The organism is Prosthecobacter sp. GW821-HT29F12 (assembly GCF_058803405.1).
This window is the reverse complement of the sequence record NZ_CM179517.1, coordinates 5,348,779-5,368,727: the sequence shown is the minus strand read 5'-3', so window position 1 is coordinate 5,368,727 and position 19,949 is coordinate 5,348,779. Positions and strand designations below refer to the sequence as shown.

The following is a 19,949-nucleotide window of genomic DNA, read 5'->3' as shown; positions in this document are numbered from 1 at the left end:
CCCTTTTAGCTTATGACCCTTAAACTCGATTCTATCAATGTCTGGATGGGCCAGACCGCAAACGCCTCAGAACACGGCGGCCTTGTTGACCACATGCTTGGCTTTGTCCACTGGGTCATGGTCGTGCTCGGCGTAGGCTGGTCCATTTATCTCGCCATCGCCTTCTATCGCTTCCGCAAACAGAAGACCGCCCGTGCCGACTACCATGGCTTCCGCGGTCATGCGACCACGCACATCGAAATCGGCGTGGTCATCGTTGAAGCCATTCTCCTGCTCGGCTTCGCCTTCCCGCTCTGGTCCCGTCAGGCTGACGAGTACCCCACCTCCCCCGACACCATCCGCATGCGTGCACTGGGCGAGAAGTTCCTCTGGAACTTCCAATACCCCGGCACCGACATGATGCTGAGCACCTGGGATCTCCGCAATGTGGACGGCGGCACCAACACCATGGGCAAGGACCTGCACGACCCCAACGGCAAGGACGATTTCGTCAATCCTGGCACCATGAAGCTGCCTGTGGGCCGCCCGGTCATCGTCGACGTGGCCAGCAAGGACGTGATTCACAACCTCGCGCTCGTGCCGATGCGTGCCGCTCAAGATGCCACCCCCGGCGTGAAGAGCCACATGTGGTTCAAGCCGGTCAAGGAAGGCAGCTGGGACATCATCTGCGGTCAGCTTTGCGGCCCAGGCCACGCCCAGATGAAGGCCATCCTCGAAGTGGTTCCCGCCGCCGAATATGACGCCTGGGCCAAGGAGCAGTCTGACGCTGCGAAAAAGAAGACCGAGGCTGCTGACGCCGCTGCGCCGAAGCCTGCCGCTCACTAATTTCCATCCTCCTGGATGGTCGAACCGAAGGGCAAAATAATGACCTCATTATTTTGCCCTTCTGCTTTTGCCGCACGTTTCTGATCTGACTGACATGCCATCCCGTGCTTTTCATCGCTATGCTCTGTTCACCCTCGCCGTCGGCGTGGTGTTGATCTGGTGGGGCGCGGCGGTGACCACGGAAGACGTCGGACTCGCGGTGCCGGACTGGCCGCTGTGCTACGGCAAGCTCAATCCTGAAGGCTGGTACAAAGTGCCCGCTCTGCTGCTTGAGCATGGGCATCGCTGGCTCGCCACCACCATCGGTTTTTTGGTGCTGGGCCTCTACTTCTGGCAGTTTGCCAAATTCAAGCCGGGCCTGATGGAGGGTGTCGGCATCATCCTTTGTTCCATGGGCTTCCTGGTGCTGATCTACATGGGATCCGTTGGGACAGCTGCCTTCATCGGGACTCTCGGCTTTTCCTGGCTCGTTTTGAAATGGTACAGTCAGCGCTGGCCCTTGCTTCGCGGCCTGACCACGCTCGCGTTGCTGCTGGTCGTGCTGCAGGCTTCACTCGGCGGGTTGCGAGTCTTGAAAATGTCGGACCCGCTGGGCGTCACGCACGGGACGCTCGGTCAGTTGTTCTACTGCCTGCTGGTCTTTATTGCCTTCGCATCCTCTCGTACCTGGGCGGAAGGCCGCCTCGTTCTCACGCTCAAAGAAGCCGCAAAGGCGCGCTTCTGGTCGCTGGCGTTGTTTCTCTGCGTGTTTGGCCAGCTGGTTCTCGGCGCCAGCCTGCGCCACACCCAGCGCACGCATCTGGCCGCGAGCGACATTCTCACCACCAAGGGCCAGTGGCTGCCGCCCTTTCAGCCACCGGATGTGTTCCTTCTCTTCGCCCACAAATACTGGGGCTTCACCGTGGCTTTGCTGATCATCTTCGTCGCCGTGCGTGCGCGCCGCTGGCTCGTCACCCTGCCGCAGATGCGCCCTGTCGCCACGCTGCTGCTGTTCATGCCCACGGTGCAGGTGGCGCTGGGCATCTTCGTGATCCTGACCGGCAAAAGCTTCTGGGTCACCAACTTCCACGTCCTCAATGGCCTGGGCCTCCTCGCACTTAGCAGCCTTCTTGTCGCCACCTTCTGGGGTGACCGGCTATGCCGTCGTGCCGAGGAAGTTGAAGAGGCCTGAGCTTTGTCTGCGATAACGCAGACAGCTGAACCTCCATCAAAAACAGCGCTGCAACATGGCGCGCAGACTTCACTCCATCTTCTGGATGTCTGCCTTCCAAACAGCCGTCAACCACGGTCAAAAACTGTAAACTCCCCTACTTCGTGCTCATGCTGAGTTTCGGGGTGCCCGAGACAACCCGCGGTTGATCAAACTCGGCGAGCTTCTGCCGCCACTGCGCTGCTTGCGCAGCATTGCCGGTGGCATCGTTGAATTGAGCGAGGCGTTCGATGGCGTCGCGGAGCCGAAAGCGATCCTGAATCGCAAGCATGCCCGCGTGTGCGTTCAGTCCCTCGTAACCAGATTGCAGCAGCGGTCCTGCCTCGGTGTATTTTTTCTGATGCAGCAGCGCTCCTCCCAGCAGGCTCTCGACATTGAAGCGCAGCCAGTGCTCGGGCTGTTGTTTGAAGCACTGCTCCAGGCAGTCACGCAGCAGCGGCTCCGCCTTGGCGGTGAGTCCGGTTTGCAGCCACAAGCTCCCAAGGTCTGCGGAGGCTGCGGCCACGGCGGCGTTGTCTGCGGGCGTGCGCTTGCGCTGCTGTTCCAGCACCTGCTGATACAGGGCCTCGGCCTCTTCAAGCCGGCCTGCATGCCGCTGCGTTGCTGCCAGGCCGGACAGCGTGGCGAGTGTGTCCGCATGTTCGACGCCAAGGACGCGCTGCTGAATCTGCAGCAGATCTTGGTAGATCTTTTCCGCCTGCGCATGGTCACCATGCCGGTCATGCATGGCCGCCATTGCATGCATCTGCGCCAGCACATCAGGATCGCCCGGGCCGTAGGCCGTATTCATGATTTCCAGCGTCTCAAGCTGAAGCGCGGTGGCTTGCGCATGTTTGCCATCCGCATCGAGCGAGGCGGCGAGCTGTTGCATCGAGTGCAGAGTTTGTACATGCGTGGCGCCCAGCACACGCCGTTTCACCACCAGAGATTCCTGCCGGAGTTTCGTGGCTTCGGCAAAGCGCCCGTGGCTGTCATACACGTGGGCGACGGTGTCCATCTGTGCCAGGATTTCAGGATGCTCCGGAGGAAAGGCCGTTTTCAAGGTCTCCAGTACCTGCTGCTGGGAAGCTTCGGCTTCGGCTTGCCTGCCCTGCGCCTCATACTCGTTCGCTAGGTTCTTCATCGAGAAAAGTGTCTGCGGGTCCTTTGGGCCGAGCATGCGGCGTTTGGCGTCCAGGCATTCGTGGTGCAGCCTCAGCGCTTCCACATGCCGTCCGCGGCGTCCCAGCATCAGCGCCACCTCGTCTGCCTGCACCAAGGTGTCAGGGTGCTCCGCTCCGAGCGACTTTTTCAAGACCTCCAGCGCGCCGAAATACAGCTTCTCCGCGTCCGATGGCATGCCGCCCTTTTCACAGGCCTGGGCTGCAATGTTCATCGTGATGAGGGTGCGCGGATCACTGGCTCCCAGTGCACGTCGCATCCCATCCACCTGCTCGCCACGTCGTTTCATGGCCTCGGCATGCTTGCCTTGCAGGGTGCATGAATTCGCCAGATTGCCGAGCGTCGCCAAGGTATCGAGGTGGTCCGGGCCGAGCACACGCTTCTGCACCTGGTAGAGATTGAGAAACAAAGTCTCGGCCTCCAGATGCTTCTCCTGATCATCACACACGGCCGCCAGCACCGAGATCGTCACAAAGGTGTCAGGATGGTCCGGGCCCAGAGTTTTTTGCTGGGCGCTCAAGGTCCGGCGCAGCAGCGTCTCCGCATCCACATACCGGCCTTCGGCTTCCATGGCGGTCGCCAGTTGCCGCATGGATCGCAGCGTGTCCCGATGCGTGCCCCCGAGCGCCAGCGTACGCTTCTCAAGGGCGCCTTGGAACTGCTTCTGCGCATCCAGCGGTTGTGACAGCGCCAGATAGGTCAGCCCGATCGTCTCCTGCGCCCGCGCTCCGGACTCGGGGTGGTCAGCCAGCACGTTCAGGTGTTCGACCGCCGCATCCAGCATGCCTTTCACCAGCGCGGTGTCTTTTCCCTTCACGGTTTCCGGCGTCAGAAAGGCAAACATGTCCTGCAGAAAGCGGGAGGTCATGGAATAGGACTCGGCCTTTTGTTTCACGGTCACACGCGCCTCTTCCTGCCTCTCCTTCACCAGCAGCCAGCCCATCACCGCCATGCCGCCTGCCACCAGCAGCACCAGCATGGCCGCGAGACCGAACATGCCACGGTGCTCACTGATAAAGCTGCCCAGCGCGGTCCCCTGAACCACCGGCTTTTCTTCCTGAGCCGCCGCTTCTTTGAGGTAGCGCAGAAAATCATTCTCCATCGCATCCACGCTCGGGTACCGGCTTTCAGGCCGCTTTTCCAAGGCCCGCATCACCACCCAGTCAAAATGCTCCTCCAGAAGTTCGGGGTACGTGGAGGTCTCAACCTTGCGGTTCAAAGCAAGACCCGTGAGCTGTGCCTTGGGCAGCGTGCGTAGCAGGGCGGACGGCTTTTCCACCAGCGTCTCACACACGACCTTCTTCACTTCATTTAGGTGCTCAGCCGCGTCTCTCGGAGTGGGAATCGGCAGCCGTCCCGTGATCATTTCATACAGCAGCATGCCCAGCGCATAGATGTCGGTCCGTGCATCGATCGCCTTGGCCGCTACGTGCTCAGGAGAAAGGTACGAGGTAGGTGCCCGCAGCTGCCCCGTGGGCGCGACGAGGGCATGGTTCATCGCCTTCGCGATGCCAAAGTCCGTCACCTTCAGCAGCGGCTGCCCTTGATCACCCCATCGGACGAGCAGGTTGGCAGGCTTGATGTCCCCATGCACCACGCCTTTCTGGTGGGCATGGTGAATGGCATCGCAGACCTGGATGAACAGGCGAACGCGCGTCAGCAGCGAGAGCTTTTGATCGTCGCAAAACTGGGTGATGGGCGTCCCATGCAGCAGCTCTGTGACGAGGTAGGGCCTGCCGCCGGGGGTCATGCCACAGGCGTGCGGCCTGGCGATGTCGGGGTGATCCAGCAGCGCCAGCGCATGCTTCTGGGCTTCATAGCGGATCAAAAAGTCGTTCGCAGCTGCGGCGATGATCTTGATGGTCACGAACTCCGCCACGCGCGCGTTTCGCTCTGCCATCCACATCGTGCTGTTCGTGCTGTCTTCGATGATTTGCAGCAGCCGGTAGGGGCCGATCATGTCCCCCGGCTTCTCCTCCAAGGCCCCATGGCTTGGCGCTTTGGGCACGCGGATCCCTCGCGTGCGCCTCTGCTGGCCACCATTGCCCGGGTGATTGCGCAGCCTGTCCCAGACCTCATTCCACAACGTCGTGTCGTTCCCACAAGCTCCTGTGAGAAAAACATGGCGCTCAATGTGGTTCGCACGTTCAAGCGCCTCATTGAAGAGCTGCTCGACGCGGGCTGGGTCGTGGCTCATAGGAAAACGGACATACTATTATTTCCATAACAGTATGCCTTCCCCCGTCCCACGGTAATGAATCAGGATTCAAACGACTCTTAAGAGTGGTTCACCAAACCATCAGCCCTGAGGAATATTCACTGATGGAAATGATGTGGCGTTACCGGCATTCCTCGACCCTGAACACTCCGCACTCTCAGGGTGCGGAGCGCGACCAGAACTCTCACTAGGGATGACCTAGGCACTCAGCACTCCATTATGCCAAGAGCAAAATACCACCAGCCCACCTTACGGCACCAGCTCTCCCACCAGCAGGATGGCGCCGGGGTAAAAGGCAGTACCATCGAAGCGTTCCGGTTTGTCGATCTTGTTGCCGTTCTTCGCAAGGATCGTCGCCTTGTCTGGCTGCTTGGCATCGATCTCGATCTTCACCGTGTGCACCTTGTCTTCCAGATCGCTGCCGATCACCAGCGCGCTGAGGCGGTGGTAGGTGCAGTAGGCGTCAAAGCGCGGAACAATCTTCGCAGGCTGATCATCCAGCGTCACACTGACCTGACCGCAGTCCGGCCCAATGATGTCATAGATGGAGCAGCGCGTACCCTTGAACTTGAAGGTGATCGTCTCGCTCGGCTGCGAGCCTTTGTGCAGCGTGGTCATGCGATTGGCCCAGCGTTTGCCGAACTCGTCCGTCTTCGGATCAAGCAGCGTGAATCCCTTCGACAGCGTGGCAGCACTGATCGGCAGCAACTTGGCCTCCTCATAGTTCGTCGCGATGAACGGTGCGCCCAGCACATGCGGGCCCGTCGCTTTTGAAGCCGCCTTGATCGGCTCTTGCGAACGCACAATGGCGGCCAGATACAATTCGTGACCGGTTTCCACGTGCGGATGCACGCTGTCCGGCGCGAAGACGAATTTCCCTTCCAGCGCCTTCTTCTCCTCATCCGTCTTCGGCAGCTTCGCCTTCCACACCAGCTTGCCTTCCTTCGCCAGCTTCGCCACTTCCATGCCCATGTGGATTGTTGGGATGCCGTAGTGATCAGCGATCTTTTCCATCGCACTCGCGGAGCGCTGGAACTTCCCTTCCAGCATCGCCGGCACCAGCGCTTCAGTCACCGTGTACACAAAGCAGATGTCGCACTCCGGCAGCGCCTTCCACGTCTGACGCACGATTCCTTCCATACAGCGAAAGATCTGCTCCGGTGATGCACCTCCGTCATTCACCGCGAATTCGACGAACATCAGATCCGGCTTGGAATCCAGCACATCCTGCTTCAAACGAAACACACCCAGGTCCGAGCCCGTGCCACCGATGGCCGCATTGATCTCGCTGAACTTCGCCTGCGGATACGTCTGCTGAAAGTACGCCAGCGTCTTCGGCCTCCAGCCCGGCTGCGCCGTAATCGATCCACCCAGATAGCCGATCTTGATCTCTGCACCCGCCGTGTTCGCCTTCGCAAAGAAGTTGGGCAGTCCGTTGCGCGGATGGCACTCCTGCGCTGGCACGAGCGGAAACTCATCCGCAGCATGAAGAGTGGCGGTGGCAAAAAGCAGAAACAGGAAGTGGCGCAGCATAGGGACTCGGTTGAAAGGTTGAGCCGTCAGCATGCGAAGCAAAATTTCATGAACAACTTCGACTTTCGCTCCCCGCTCCAGCACGGCATCGCCATCCCCGCCCATCCACTTGCCCTGACCGCGCAGCGCAGGCTCGATGAAAGGCGGCAGCGCGCACTGGCACGCTACTACATCGCCGCCGGAGTCGGCGGCCTCGCCGTCGGTGTGCACACCACCCAGTTTGCCATTCGCGATCCACAGATCGGCCTGTTCAAGCCCGTGCTCGAACTCGCGAAGGAAGAAATGGACCGCTCAGGAAAACCCCTCGTGCGCATCGGTGGCATCTGCGGAGCCACACCCCAGGCCGTCGGTGAAGCCGAGCTGCTGCGCGAGCTCGGCTACCACGCCGGACTCCTCAGCCTCGGCGCTCTGCCTGCCGCTACCGAGGATGAACGCATCGCGCACTGCCGCGCCGTGGCGGAGGTGCTGCCCGTCGTCGGTTTTTATCTGCAACCCAGCGTCGGCGGTCGCGTGCTGCCTTACTCGTTCTGGCGCCGCTTTGCCGAGATCGAAAACATCGTCGCCATCAAGATGGCCCCCTTCAACCGCTATCAAACCCTCGACGTCGTACGCGCCGTCATCGAGTCCGGGCGCGATGACATCGCCCTCTACACCGGCAACGACGACAACATCGTCGCCGATTTTCTCACCCCCTACCGCTTCGCCGGCAAAGAGCGCCGCATCGTCGGCGGCCTCCTCGGCCACTGGTCCGTCTGGACCGAGCGCGCCGTGCAGCTTCTGGAGCAATGCCGCAACGCCGCAGCCACCTCCGCGTTGCTTCAACTCGGCATCGAAGTCACCGACAGCAACGCCGCCTTCTTCGACGCCGCCAACGCCTACCACGGCTGCATCGCCGGCCTCCACGAAGTCCTCCGCCGCCAGGGCCTCCTCGAAGGCCTCTGGTGCCTCGATGAACACGAATCCCTCAGCCCCGGCCAGCTTGAAGAAATCGACCGTGTGTATCGCGCCTACCCACATTTGAATGACGATGCGTTTGTTGCGGCTCATCGTGACGAATGGCTGCGGTGAGAGACTTTTTTAAAACCACGATGTCATGCCAATGCCACAGTCTTGATGATGCATTCTTTATTGAGAACGCACCCAATGGGTTTCAGGAGGCACTCCACCAATTGGATATGGCAGACTGGCAGCGTCTATGCGAATGCCCTGATTGTGGTGCTCTCTGGGCAATCGATGAATGGGATAAGTATCAAGTTCAGGTCGTCAGCAGGGTTGAAGACCGAGAAGGCTGGTCGAGGGAGGAGTCAGAATCGAAGAGAAAAGAACTTCTTCGCCGATCCCGAGGCGGTGAAGAGGGTGGCGAATGCATATGGGCTGAATGTCACAAACCACGAATCAGGGGAGTTGTTTACTGCCTTGATCATTTATACAAGACTGGTGCACGGAAATGAAGCCGAATAAAACGGATGCAGGCAACGGCTCGTATGGCATCTGTCGTGGCATGGGCGCTTTCCGTTCGTCGTCGGTCGATGCGAGAAGTCCGAAGCCTATCTGCTAACTGCGAACCCTTAGATCGCCATGACAGAGAATCGAGCCATCCGCATCGCTGAAAGAGAAGGCCTTTGCAGTGTGTCCAGCAACACAAAGTGGCAGCGGCTGATGCCTCTGATTCAAAGTTTCCCGTGCCACAAGCGCATCAAATTCATCGACGTGGCTGAGCCTACGGGTTGGCAGACAGGACTTTGGCAACCACATCCGCATTACGTCGAGGCTTCCGGCGGCCCGGAAGAACTGAAGTTTGTTGAGTGGGTGGAGATTGAGCGATGTGAACGGCGGCACATGGGTAGACTTGTTCAATGCAGCGTTCTTGACCATTCGGATGAGATTCGACGTTTCCTGGAAGAAGCACGTGCCACTTTCAAAGAGACCGACAGTTCATTTTTCATTCTTGGCTACACACGCCCAGCAGTGACTCCCATACCGTTCACGTGAGAACCTGCACTCGATCCTTTTGCATTGGTTTTCCGCCCACCTAATTCAAAAACACCATGATTCGCGCCATTGTTGTTCACCTTTCCACCAAGGACCTGCCTCGGGCACGAGTGTTTTACACAGCCCTTGGCTTCACTGTCAATGAGGGCATGAGCGGAGAGAAGCATGTCTGCATCGTCATCAGCGAAACCATTCACCTCATGCTTTCAGAGGAGTCCGTTTTTACCACGTTCTCCCCACGAGCCGTATGCGACACTTCCAAGTACCTCGAGGTTCTGAACTGCCTCCAGTGCTCCAGTCGGGCCGAAATTGACGATCTGGTTCGGAAAGCCGTGGCCGCCGGAGGCACGACTGTCGAAGAAGCGGAAGATCACGGCTTCATGTATCAGCACAGCTTTCTGGATCCCGATGGGCACGCGTGGAATTTGTTTCACACGAAAGAGGCGCCCTGAATTATTTTGCTACAAACCCGTCCGCCGCATCACGGCTGAAAAAACCGCCGTACCGAACTCACCGCGCGATCCATCTTCTGCTCAAACACGCTCTTCGGCGGTGCGGCAGGCGTGCGCCGGCGAGTGGTAGCCGCAACATTGGTGGAGCGCTTCTTGGTCGCCGTTGTTTTGGGTTTGGCGGTGGAGGCCTTGGAAGGAGCGTCGCTCTTGGCCTCGGCTAAGACCGTTTTCTTGGTCGCGGAATCGGGTGATGTTTCGGTGGTGATGACCACGGCTTTGCGCACTTCCTCCTTCACTGCGGACGATTCTTTGGCGTCGGGCTTCGTGAGTGCGGGCACCACTTTTTCTTTGGCCACGGATGCCACCAGTTTCGGTGCGGGCGTTTCCTTGGCGGCAGAGGCTGCCTTGGTTGCCGGGGGTTCTTTGACTACCACAGGCTCCTTCGGTGCAGGCGTTTCTTTCACCGCAGCCGTTTCCTTCGTTGTCGTTGCTTCTTTAGACCCCGCAGTCTCTTTCGGCGTGGACGCTGGCGCAGGAACACGAGGCGTCACCGCCGCGATCACCTGCCGCTCAGGCTCAGCAGGCAGCAATCCCGGAGTCGGCCCGTAGCCATAAAAGTGCTTGGTGCTGTCGGGCTTGGGCAGGCTGAAGTCGAAGACGCTCACGCCGCTGCGGCGCTCGCCCATGTAGCTGCGGCCGTCGCTGGAGCCGAAGACGACGCGCTTGCCGCTTTTCTTGAGCTTGCCGAGGTAGATCATGACGTGCGTCACGGGCAGCTTGCGCGTGGTTTCGAGGGAGTTGGTCCAGAAGAGCAGGTCGCCGGGTTTGAGGTTGGCGAATTCCTCGCTGTCAAAGTGGGTGGCCGTGGGGGTGAGTGAGAGGTGGCTCTTCTTGTCCACCCAGTTGCACATCTCGTCGGACTGCCGCGGCACGTCCTTCAGGCCCTGAAAGTGCAGCACGTGATAAATCGTGCCAGAGCAGTCCATGCCGCCCTTGCTGGGTTCACTGGAGCCATACATATAGCCGAGTTCCAAATGCGTGAGCGCCAGGCAGCTCTGCACCAGGCTTTGAATCTGCTTGGGGTAAGAGTCAAACCCACTGATGTCCTCGATGCTGAGCGTGGAAACCACCGCCGGCGTGGGGACGACGGTGGGAGGATCCTCGTTCACCGGCTCGGGCGGAGGCGTCTTTTTCGCCGGCGTGGAATCAGACTTGGCGGCCGCTTTCTTTTTGGAGCTGGTTGCCGACTTGGTCGACTTTTTCCCCTGGGTGGAAGTCGTGGCTGCAAGCAGCGGAGCGCCTGTGCCTGCTGCCATGAGCATGACCAGCAGGAGTCGCAATAAAGTGTGCATGAGTTTCGGGGGGCTGGGAGTTGATGTCGCTTGGTTAGACGCCCCGGTGGGCCAAACTGATCAAATCCATTTTCTGAGGCGGAAGCGGGAAAGCAGGAATGAATCGTTTCTCGCGGCCCCGTTTTCCTTATTAATTAATCCGGCAAGCTGAATGTGCCGGTGCTGACAGCGTACTCTAACACGAATGCAGACAAAGGGGCGCGAATAAGCACAAATCAGCACTCAGCCACGGACTCCCCATTCCCCAGAAACAGGGCTACTTCATCTGCATCCGCGAGATCACCGCACAGATCACTCCCGCCATGAGCAGCAGCGCGGCGACGATGCGGATGCCGTAGGCTTTGCCGGACTCATGGCGTTCGCGGTTGCCCAGCAGCGGCCCGAGCAGCGCGACGACGGCAAGGCTCCACATACCGCGCGTGGCATACACGACGTTCACGCCGACGGCGTCATTGAAGTAAGCGAGCGAAAGCCCCAAGGTCATCGATTGCGCGGCGATCAAGACGCTGCCACCGATGGACCACTGTGTGGCGCGATTCCATGGAATCGGCGGGCGATTGGGCAGCAGCGTCATCGAGAAGAGTGACAGCACGCCGGTGGTGCAAGACAGGAGAGCCAGAAAGGTCTTCGGGCCGAATGAGGGCGCCCATTTTTGCAGGAACACATCGGCAAAGGCGTAGAGTGCGGCGCTGATGAGCGCCATGACCACCGGCCCCGCCAGCCGCGCTCCTTTCGGCGTTTTGAAATCGGTGGCGCTCATGAGGAAGATCCCGCCCGTGGTGATGATGGCCGCCACCCACATCAGCGGCTTCATGCTGTCGGTGATGAACAGGCTGGCACCTAGCGCGACAAACACCACCTTCGACCCCAGCACCGGTGTGACGAGGGACACATCCCCGCGCTGCATGGCGATGAAAGTGAACCAGCCCCCGACGAAAAATAGCGTGCCCAGTCCGACCGGCAGGTACCAGTCGTGCCAGTTGACGGGCTGTGTTTCGAGTAAAGCGAGCGGCAGAAAGGCAAGCGTGCTGGTCCAGTTGTTGATGTGAAAGCACGCCATCGGGTGTGCTCCTTCCGTGAGCGCTTTTTTCAGCAGCAAGGACGCGATCGCGTAGCCGACGGCGGCGACGAGCGGGAAGAGCAAATACCAGGGAAGATTCATGCGCCGACCAGTTTCAGCCCCCAGGCGATGACAAGAGGCGTGGTGATGCAGCTCACGATGGTGGTTGCCATCACGACCTGCACGGCGGTGGATGCTTGCCCCCCGTAAAGGCGTGCGATCATGATGTTAAACACGGCGGAAGGCATGGCCGCCTGCACGACAATGACGCGCTTCAATTCCAGGCTGATCGGCAGATGGTAGGCCGCCAGCAGAAAGGCGACGGGGATGACGCCCAGACGCAAAATGGGACTGACGATGGCCACCTTCCACTGCATGGCGCCCTGCCCCCAGAGATCCGCGATGGAGGCGCCGATGAGCAGCACGGCCAGCGGCACCGCACAGGCGCCCAGCATGGCAAAGGTGTTGTGCGCCACCTGCGGCACGTGGGCATGCAGGCCGGTGAAATTCAGCACCAGTGAGGTCAGAATGGTGAGCACCGGCGCATTCAGCGCCAGCCGCCACGGGGCTTTGTTCAGGCCCGTCAGCAGCCCGACGCCCGCAGTCCAGCAGGCCAGCTCCACGCCGAGCGTGAAGGTGAAAAGCACACCCAGCGTGCCCTTGTCTGGAAACAACGCGGTGACGATGGGGATGGCCACGAAGCCATAATTTTGCAGGCCGCAGGCCACGCTGAAGGTGCGGCGGCCCTCGCCTTTCTTCAGGCCGATCAGCGGTGCCACAAAATACGTAAACGCGATGCCGAGCGCGACGAGCGCATAACCCAGCCCTGCGGCAATGAGCACGGGCGGCAGGCTCATCACTGCTGGGTTTCCCACCACGCGCTCAATGATCAGCGCCGGCGTGAGCATCATCACAGAGAGCTTCATGAGGCTCACATCCGCTTCCGGTTTCAGCAGCCCTGTCTTGCGGGCCAGAGCCCCGGCGGCCATCGTGAGATAGACCGGCACGGCCACGGAGAGAATGCTGAGATAGTCGAGGTTGGCCATGCGCGCGGCCTCCAGCTAGGCGGAGATGCGGGCTTCTGCAAGTACCTCAGGGGCAGGGAGTGCCCATGGCACACAATCGTATCTGTATTTTTCTACCGCTCTGTCAGAAGTACGACAGGCACTCCTTGTATGTTGGAGACTTCCTGATTCCCGGACGCTGCGAAGTAACAGCGGGCTTGGAACTCAGGCTGGGTGGTGACGGCCAGCCTGCCTGAGCGTGTGCGGGACAGACCGGAGGCACTCCTGATCCTTTGAGATCGTCAGGCAGCCAGTCACCCGCAGCATGGAAGCTATCCTTCCATGTCGCCTCAGCAGGCTGCCGCTTTTGTCAGTCGCTTTGGAATTGAGTCCGCCAGGGCTTTTGCGACACCGCTGATCACCGGGACCACCGTCCCTCACTTCATCACCCCCGCTTCCACACCACCCACAGCTCCGGCGGTGAAGCCGCACGGTTGATCGGCCGCAGGTGCTGCACCTCATAGCGCCTGGATTCCAGCGCCGCCGCCCAGACCGCGATGCTCCGCCCCTCCTCGGCTCCGCCTTCATGGCCGGGATACACCGCGATGGTGAGCAGTCCACCCGGCTTCAGCAGCTCCAGCGCCGCCTGCACCGCGATCATCGTCGTCTCCGTGCGGGTGATGAGCGTCTTGTCCGTGCCCGGCAAATATCCCAGATTAAACATGATCGCGCTGATCTTCCCATGCAGCTCCACCGGCACGTGCTCGCGCATCGTTTCATGCCCGGAGTGAATCAAAGTAGTCATGTCCGCCGGCACACGCTTCACCGTCTCCACCAAGGCCGTTGCCTGCACATCAAAGGCAAACACATGCCCGCCGGGGCTCACGCACTGGGTCAAAAACAAGGTGTCATGCCCGTTCCCCATCGTCGCATCCACCGCGATGTCGCCGGGCCGCAGGCGGTCCTTCAGCATGAGCTGCGCCCACAGCACAGACGAGGGCAGGCCGCCATTCGGGCTGGCAAGATGAGGTTTGGGAGGAAGCGTCGTCATGGATCAGCCGCATTCATTGGAACAGGAATCGAGGGTTTGCATCCGTCATGTCGGCATGAAATACAGCTGCAATTTGCGAATAGCGCGAGAGCGTCCTGGAGTGCGCCGGTCCTCCGGCGCTTTCGAACGTCCATTGGCCTCGCAAAGCTCCACAGGCCCGGCGCACTCCAAAACGCATATCACACTCGCCTGCCAGCAGGCCCCCTCAGCGTGTGAGAAGTAGACTTGCCGCTCCGGATGGCGCATGAAGGCGTATCCTCTCCATGTCTGCGTCTGCCCCCACCAATCCCAACTCATCCGGCTGGAATTTCGACAACTCTTACGCCCGCCTGCCCACGATGCTCCACGAGCATCTGGAACCAACGCCAGTCCGAGAGCCACGCATGGTGGTGTTCAATAGCGCGCTGGCGCAGTCCCTGGGGTTGAATGCCCCCGTCTTGGCAGAGCGCGCAGAGATCTTCGCAGGCAACGAAATTCCCAAGGGCACAGAGCCGTTGGCCCAGGCCTACGCAGGCCACCAATACGGCCACTTCACCGGCCTCGGCGATGGCCGCGCCATCCTGCTGGGGGAACAAATCACGCCCACGGGAGAACGCTACGATGTTCAGCTCAAAGGCTCCGGCCCCACGCCCTTCTCACGGCGCGGAGACGGCCGTGCGGCTCTGGGGCCCATGCTGCGTGAATACATCATCAGCGGGGCCATGCACGCGCTCGGCATCCCCACCACCCGCAGCCTCGCCGTCGTCACCACCGGCGAGAAAGTCTTCCGCCAGGAATCGTTGCCGGGCGCCGTGCTCACCCGCATCGCCGCCAGCCACATCCGCGTCGGCACCTTCGAATGGGCCGCGGCGCACAGAGATCAAGCCGCCCTCCAAGCCCTCGCCGATCACACCCTGCAGCGCCATTATCCCGAACTCGCCGCCTCCGCCTCTCCCTACCTCGCGCTGCTCGAAGGCGTGATGGAACGCCAGGCCCGCCTCATCGCCCAATGGCAGTGCGTCGGCTTCATTCACGGCGTCATGAACACTGACAACGTGGCGCTCAGCGGCGAGACCATCGACTATGGCCCCTGTGCCTTCATGGATGCCTTTGATCCGGCCACCGTGTTCAGCTCCATTGACCGCAATGGCCGCTACGCCTACGGCAACCAGCCGCAGATCGCCCAGTGGAACCTCGCCCGTCTGGCGGAGGCCCTGCTGCCCCTGCTTCATGCCGATGAAAAGCAGGCCGTGGAGCTGGCCAATGCGGCCATCGAAAGTTTCAAGACGACCTTTGAAGGCCACTGGCTCACCGGCATGCGGTCCAAGCTGGGTCTCTTCACCGAAGAAGCCGACGACCGCGCCTTGATCGAAAGCCTTCTGACATGGATGAAAGTCCAAAAGGCCGATTTCACCAACACCTTCCGCGCGTTAAACCCCGCAGAAACCCCTCCACAGCAGAATCCCGCCTTCGCCTCCTGGCACGCGCAATGGCAGGCCCGTTTGAAACTTCAGCCGCAGTCTGCAAACGAAGTGCAGCAGCACATGCGCACGCACAATCCCGCCGTGATCCCCCGCAATCACAAGGTGGAAGAAGCGCTCGCCGCCGCCGTGGAGCGCAGCGATTTGAGCGTCATGCAGCGCCTGCTGGAGGTGCTGGCGAAGCCGTACGAGGACCGTGAGATCCAGTCTGAATTCACCACGCCCTCCGGTCTGGCACCCGGTGCCTATCAAACGTTTTGCGGCACGTGAGGACCGTGGGTTGGGTGTGGCGACAGCCCGCCCGACCCTGAGCGCGTGGAAACCATCCATAACTCGATGCCTCCAAAGCCGGGCCGTTTGGCGAAGCCATCTTCAGGACATGGACAAGCAAAACACCCCCCCACGAAAAAGGCCTCCACTCCTCAAATCTGATTCCGCTGCAGATCCAGCTCCGGATCCAGCGCACTACCATCCAGCAAATGCTCGACAAGGTGCCGGGCCAGCCAGGGACTCCTCAAAGAGCCTTTGGAGCCGAGGCCATTGAGAAAAGCGACACGCGGATGCGCGGGGTGCGTACCCATGAGCGCCTGCTGGTTCTTGATGATAGGCCGCACCGCCGTCTGCATGGCAGTAATCGAGGCAGGTACCTTGAGCAGGCTGCTCAAATTGGCTTCCAGTTGCTTCACCTGCTCCGGCGCAGGCGTGTGCGGATCATCAAACTTCCATTCGTAGGTCGATCCGGCACGCAGGCTGCCGTCCGGGCGCGGTAGCAGCCAGCAGCCGCGGTTGAGAATGCGCTGCTCGCCGCGCATATCGGCCTGAACCGTCAGAATAGTGCCGCGTGCAGACTGAAACGGCACCCAGTTGAAAAGAGGGTGCTTTGCCGCGCTCCAGCCCTGCGCCCAGATCACGTGGGAGAAGCGCTGGCCCTGCCACTCCACGCCGGTGTCGTCGTCACGCACCTCACTGGGCTGCACGTCCGCCTGCATCCAGGCTCCGAGTTCTGCGAAGAACCTGCGGCTGGCTTCGAGGTAGGTGGGGGTATCCAACCAGGCAGCATGGCGCTGCTGGAAACCATTCGCAGGATCGTGAATGACCTCCGCATCCAGCTTCGGCGCCTGCGGGTGCAGGAAGGGCTGCATGTCGGGATCCCGCCGGCGCTTGTGCCATTTGGCGATTTCCGCCTCGTTTTTAAGCAGCCGCACATAGCCGCGCGGGAAGAAGCAGCGCTGCCCCAGAAGCTGGCCGCAGCGGCGGTAGAAGCCCAGGGCCTCACGGTAAAACAGAGTATAGCGCCAGCTCACCGTGAGCCGCATGCCCGTGATTGGCGTGATCAAACCCGCCGCCACCTTCGAACAGGTGAGCGCTTCGTCGCGATCCACAATCACAAACGGCACTCCACGCTCCCACAAACGCCACGCCAGCGCCGTGCCGGCGAGTCCCTGGCCGATGATGAGGATGCGGGGTGGCATAACAAAAGGAGTGCGGGGCTTTAGCCCGAAATCATGCCCGAGTCATTCACTGGCACGCAAAAAACGAACGGCAGCTCAAGGCTGCTTTTCCAGCATCACCTGCATGATCTCCTTGAGCTTCTCGTGAGTCTTGATGACCTGCTCCGCCGTGGGGGCGGCGGGGATGGCGCTGCGCCAGAGTGTGCTGATTTCTTCAATGGCGTCGCCGATGTGCTTGATCATGGGCTCTTCATGCTTGGGCATGCCGAGCCGGTTGTAGTCATCGCGGATTTCCTGAAGGATCACGGGTGAGCCAATGCACAAAGGCCGCACTTCCACGGTATCATTTTCCACGACCACGCTGGAGACAATCTCCAGCAATCGCAGCCAGAGGCCCAGATCGATCAGGACGGCCAGGTCGTCGTCCTTCTGCTCCCGCAGCATGCGGATCAGCACCTGGTGGCTGTCCACGATCTCGCTGCGCAGCTCCTTCCACTCGTTGCTTTCCGCCATTTTGCCCTGCGCCATGAGGCGGGGCAGGAGTTTTTCACCCAGCCCCAGCATGCGGCAGTAGCTCAGCACTTCCTGGTTGTTGTTGCGGAACTGCTGGGAATCCCCCGCCTGCCAGATCAGGAAGCTGTCTGCCATCAGGCCGCCGAGAAGCAGGGCGGCACGCCCCCGATCTGTGGGAGGCGTGGGCGGTGGCGGACGAAACAGCAGTCGCCACCGCGCCTTCGTGCGCTGGCCGATCAGATCCAGGAAATCCGCCGGGGTCTGATCTCCCAGAATGATGGAGGGTGCGGCGTCGTCCAGAGCGGGTTCATCAGCCCCAGCAGGCATCCCGCCCAGGCACAGTCCCAGCGCTACGAGGCAAATCGTACGGCGGGAGCGTGACGGGGGAGCGGACATGATGGGGAGCGAACGACATTACTTTACTCCACTGTAACACTTTTGGCGAGATTTCTTGGTTTATCGACATCACACCCGCGTGCGACGGCAATGTAGTAGGACAAAAGCTGCAAGGGGACGACGTTTAAAATCGGCGTCAGGTAGGACGGGCAGTCCGGCACGTAGATCACGTCATCGGTGATGCGCTCCAGCTCCGTGCGGCCTTCGGTGGTCACGGCGATGACGGGGCCTTTGCGGGCCCGCACTTCCTCGATGTTGCTCACGTTCTTGTCGAAGACGGCATCACCCGGGGCGATGAACACGGAAGGCATGTCCGGCTTCACCAGGGCGATGACGCCGTGCTTCAGCTCCGCACTCGGGTGGCCGCTGGCGTAAATGTAGCTGATTTCCTTCATCTTCAGCGCGCCTTCCAGCGCCACCGGGTAGTTCATCTGGCGACCCATGAAGAGCATGCCCTCGGCATTGCAATGCTTCTCGGCGATCGCCTTGATCTTGTCCGCCTGCTTGAGGATCTGCGTGATCTTGTCCGGCATCGCTTCGAGCTGGTCGATCATTTCCAGTCCATCCACGCTGGAAAGATGGTGGATGCGGCCCAGAAGCATGCTGAGGAGGGTGAGGATGGTGACCTGGGAGGTGAAGGTCTTCGTCGCCGCCACGCCGATTTCCGGCCCGGCGTGGATGTACACACCCCCGTCGCTTTCGCGGGCGATGGTGCTGCCCACGGTGTTCACGATGCCCAGGCAGCGGATGCCCTTGCGCTGGCCTTCCCGCATGGCCGCGAGCGTGTCGATCGTCTCGCCGCTCTGGCTCATGACGAACTGCAGCGTGTTCTTGTTCGTGGGCACATTGCGGTAGCGGAACTCACTGGCGATCTCGACTTCCGTCGGCACACGGGCGAGGGATTCGATCAAATACTCACCCACCATGGCGGCATGGTAGGCCGTGCCGCAGCCGGCGAGGATGATGCGGTCGATCTGCACCAGCTCCTTCGGGCTCATGTTCAGACCGCCCATGATGGCGGTGCACTCATCCCGTGAAAGGCGGCCGCGCATCGCATTGCGCAGGGAATTCGGCTGCTCGTAGATCTCCTTGAGCATGAAATGCGGAAACTCGCCCTTCTCGGCATCATCCGCGCTGAACTCCACGCGGCTCACCTTCACCTCGGCGGGCACGCCCTGGTGGGACTGCACGTCGTAGTTGTCTTTGGTGATGGTGACGATGTCGTAGTCGTTGAGATAAACCACGTCCCGGGTATGAGCCACCACGGCGGACACGTCGCTGGCCAGGAAATGCTCATGCTTGCCGAGTCCGACGATCAGCGGGCTGCCCAGGCGGGCGCCGACGATGACTCCGGGGAGATCGCCATGCATCACGGCGATGCCGTAGGTGCCCTTCACCCGGGCCAGCGCGGCTTTGAGGGCGTTCACCAGACGCAGCGTGCCGTCGGGCTCCTTCGATTCATCAAAATAGGTGCCCACCAGGTGGGAAAGCACCTCCGTATCTGTTTGAGACTGAAAGGTGTGGCCTTTGGCGACCAGCTGGTCCCGCAGCGTCTGGTAGTTCTCGATCACGCCATTGTGCACCAGCACCAGCTTGCCGGACTGGTCCGGGTGCGGGTGGGCGTTCACGTCCGTAGCCGGACCGTGGGTGGCCCAGCGGGTGTGGGAGATGCCCATGGTGCCCAGCGGATTCGCCTCCGTCACGGCCTGGCGCAGATTGTCGATCCGACCGGCGCGTTTCACGATCCGGAGGTTCTCGCCGCCGCCATTGAGGGCCATGCCGGCCGAGTCATAGCCGCGATATTCCAGACGACGCAGCCCGTCCAAAAGGATTGAGCTGGCCTGACGATTGCCGATGTATCCAACGATTCCGCACATGATAGAATAAAAAAGGGGGTAAAAGACCTGCCAGAAATGGCAGGATAATACGATACCCCCTCGCAGATCCCACGCCAGCAGTTCGTGGTGAACCTTATTTTTCTTTAGTAAAATAAAGTCCGCTTTGGGTTCAGGCCCGGAAGGCAATTGGCGGGGGCAGAGCCATCAAAAACTGGTCAATGAACGCGGACAGCGGTCGCGGTGTCAGCATCTGCATGACAAACAAACCCACCCCACCCCAGAAAGAGAAAGACAGCCTGACCCCGAAAGAGAAGGAGATTCAGACCCTCTTCGCCCGGGGAAAATCGCCTGAAACCATCGCCATTCGCATGGGCATGAAGATCTCCAAGGTGCTGATGGTGCTGGCGATGGTGCCCAAGCCGCTGATCTGACC

General features: G+C 60.6%; 16 protein-coding genes. 7 read left to right on the top strand and 9 right to left on the bottom strand.

What is annotated here, in order from left to right; translation table 11 throughout:
- Window positions 1-12: 12 nt before the first annotated feature.
- Window positions 13-825, top strand: a complete 813-nt coding sequence (locus AC3RLQ_RS22155; RefSeq protein ID WP_493030829.1) for a cytochrome c oxidase subunit II — start codon at window positions 13-15, stop codon at window positions 823-825.
- Window positions 826-919: 94 nt separating this feature from the next.
- Window positions 920-1,996 (top strand): COX15/CtaA family protein, encoded by a 1,077-nt coding sequence (locus AC3RLQ_RS22150; RefSeq protein ID WP_493030828.1) that lies wholly within the window; start codon window positions 920-922, stop codon window positions 1,994-1,996.
- A 136-nt stretch (window positions 1,997-2,132) separates the two neighbouring features.
- On the opposite strand, the gene AC3RLQ_RS22145 is transcribed toward AC3RLQ_RS22150, so the two are convergent.
- Complete coding sequence (locus AC3RLQ_RS22145; protein ID WP_493030826.1) at window positions 2,133-5,393, bottom strand: tetratricopeptide repeat protein; 3,261 nt, start codon at window positions 5,391-5,393, stop codon at window positions 2,133-2,135.
- A 270-nt stretch (window positions 5,394-5,663) separates the two neighbouring features.
- Window positions 5,664-6,947 (bottom strand): SGNH/GDSL hydrolase family protein, encoded by a 1,284-nt coding sequence (locus tag AC3RLQ_RS22140; RefSeq protein WP_493030825.1) that lies wholly within the window; start codon window positions 6,945-6,947, stop codon window positions 5,664-5,666.
- A 48-nt stretch (window positions 6,948-6,995) separates the two neighbouring features.
- Here AC3RLQ_RS22140 and AC3RLQ_RS22135 point away from each other — a divergent pair, with 48 nt between their 5' ends.
- The 3 genes from AC3RLQ_RS22135 to AC3RLQ_RS22125 all read left to right on the top strand — a co-directional run bounded on the left by AC3RLQ_RS22135 (window position 6,996) and on the right by AC3RLQ_RS22125 (window position 9,391).
- Entirely contained in the window at window positions 6,996-8,015 is a 1,020-nt protein-coding gene (locus tag AC3RLQ_RS22135) for a dihydrodipicolinate synthase family protein (RefSeq protein WP_493030823.1), read from the top strand.
- A 510-nt stretch (window positions 8,016-8,525) separates the two neighbouring features.
- Entirely contained in the window at window positions 8,526-8,939 is a 414-nt protein-coding gene (locus AC3RLQ_RS22130) for a DUF6678 family protein (protein ID WP_493030822.1), read from the top strand.
- Between the two features lie 56 nt (window positions 8,940-8,995).
- The gene (locus tag AC3RLQ_RS22125; protein WP_422323381.1) at window positions 8,996-9,391 is read left to right on the top strand and encodes a VOC family protein; all 396 of its coding nucleotides are present in this window, start codon (window positions 8,996-8,998) and stop codon (window positions 9,389-9,391) included.
- Window positions 9,392-9,420: 29 nt separating this feature from the next.
- On the opposite strand, the gene AC3RLQ_RS22120 is transcribed toward AC3RLQ_RS22125, so the two are convergent.
- The 4 genes from AC3RLQ_RS22120 to mnmM form a co-directional block, all read right to left on the bottom strand.
- Window positions 9,421-10,743, bottom strand: a complete 1,323-nt coding sequence (locus AC3RLQ_RS22120) for an NlpC/P60 family protein (protein ID WP_493030821.1) — start codon at window positions 10,741-10,743, stop codon at window positions 9,421-9,423.
- A 256-nt stretch (window positions 10,744-10,999) separates the two neighbouring features.
- A complete protein-coding gene (locus tag AC3RLQ_RS22115) occupies window positions 11,000-11,905 on the bottom strand; it encodes an EamA family transporter (protein ID WP_493030820.1) in 906 nt (301 codons plus the stop codon).
- Window positions 11,902-12,849, bottom strand: a complete 948-nt coding sequence (locus AC3RLQ_RS22110) for an AEC family transporter (protein WP_493030819.1) — start codon at window positions 12,847-12,849, stop codon at window positions 11,902-11,904. Before AC3RLQ_RS22110 ends, AC3RLQ_RS22115 begins: the two co-directional genes overlap by 4 nt.
- A gap of 403 nt (window positions 12,850-13,252) precedes the next feature.
- The gene (mnmM, locus tag AC3RLQ_RS22105; protein ID WP_493030818.1) at window positions 13,253-13,858 is read right to left on the bottom strand and encodes a tRNA 5-(aminomethyl)-2-thiouridylate-methyltransferase MnmM; all 606 of its coding nucleotides are present in this window, start codon (window positions 13,856-13,858) and stop codon (window positions 13,253-13,255) included.
- A gap of 263 nt (window positions 13,859-14,121) precedes the next feature.
- On the opposite strand from mnmM, the gene AC3RLQ_RS22100 reads away from it, so the two are divergent.
- Entirely contained in the window at window positions 14,122-15,588 is a 1,467-nt protein-coding gene (locus AC3RLQ_RS22100) for a protein adenylyltransferase SelO (RefSeq protein WP_493030817.1), read from the top strand.
- 152 nt (window positions 15,589-15,740) lie between these two features.
- Here AC3RLQ_RS22100 and AC3RLQ_RS22095 read toward each other — a convergent pair whose 3' ends face one another.
- From AC3RLQ_RS22095 to glmS, 3 genes are all read right to left on the bottom strand, one after another.
- A complete protein-coding gene (locus AC3RLQ_RS22095) occupies window positions 15,741-16,790 on the bottom strand; it encodes an NAD(P)/FAD-dependent oxidoreductase (RefSeq protein ID WP_493030815.1) in 1,050 nt (349 codons plus the stop codon).
- Between the two features lie 75 nt (window positions 16,791-16,865).
- Window positions 16,866-17,678 carry a hypothetical protein gene (locus AC3RLQ_RS22090; RefSeq protein WP_493030814.1) on the bottom strand — a complete coding sequence of 271 codons (813 nt, stop codon included), beginning with the start codon at window positions 17,676-17,678 and terminating at the stop codon, window positions 16,866-16,868.
- A 23-nt stretch (window positions 17,679-17,701) separates the two neighbouring features.
- The gene (gene glmS / locus AC3RLQ_RS22085) at window positions 17,702-19,555 is read right to left on the bottom strand and encodes a glutamine--fructose-6-phosphate transaminase (isomerizing) (RefSeq protein WP_493030813.1); all 1,854 of its coding nucleotides are present in this window, start codon (window positions 19,553-19,555) and stop codon (window positions 17,702-17,704) included.
- Between the two features lie 215 nt (window positions 19,556-19,770).
- Between glmS and AC3RLQ_RS22080 the strand changes: the two genes are divergently transcribed.
- Entirely contained in the window at window positions 19,771-19,947 is a 177-nt protein-coding gene (locus AC3RLQ_RS22080; RefSeq protein WP_493030812.1) for a helix-turn-helix transcriptional regulator, read from the top strand.
- Window positions 19,948-19,949: the final 2 nt, after the last annotated feature.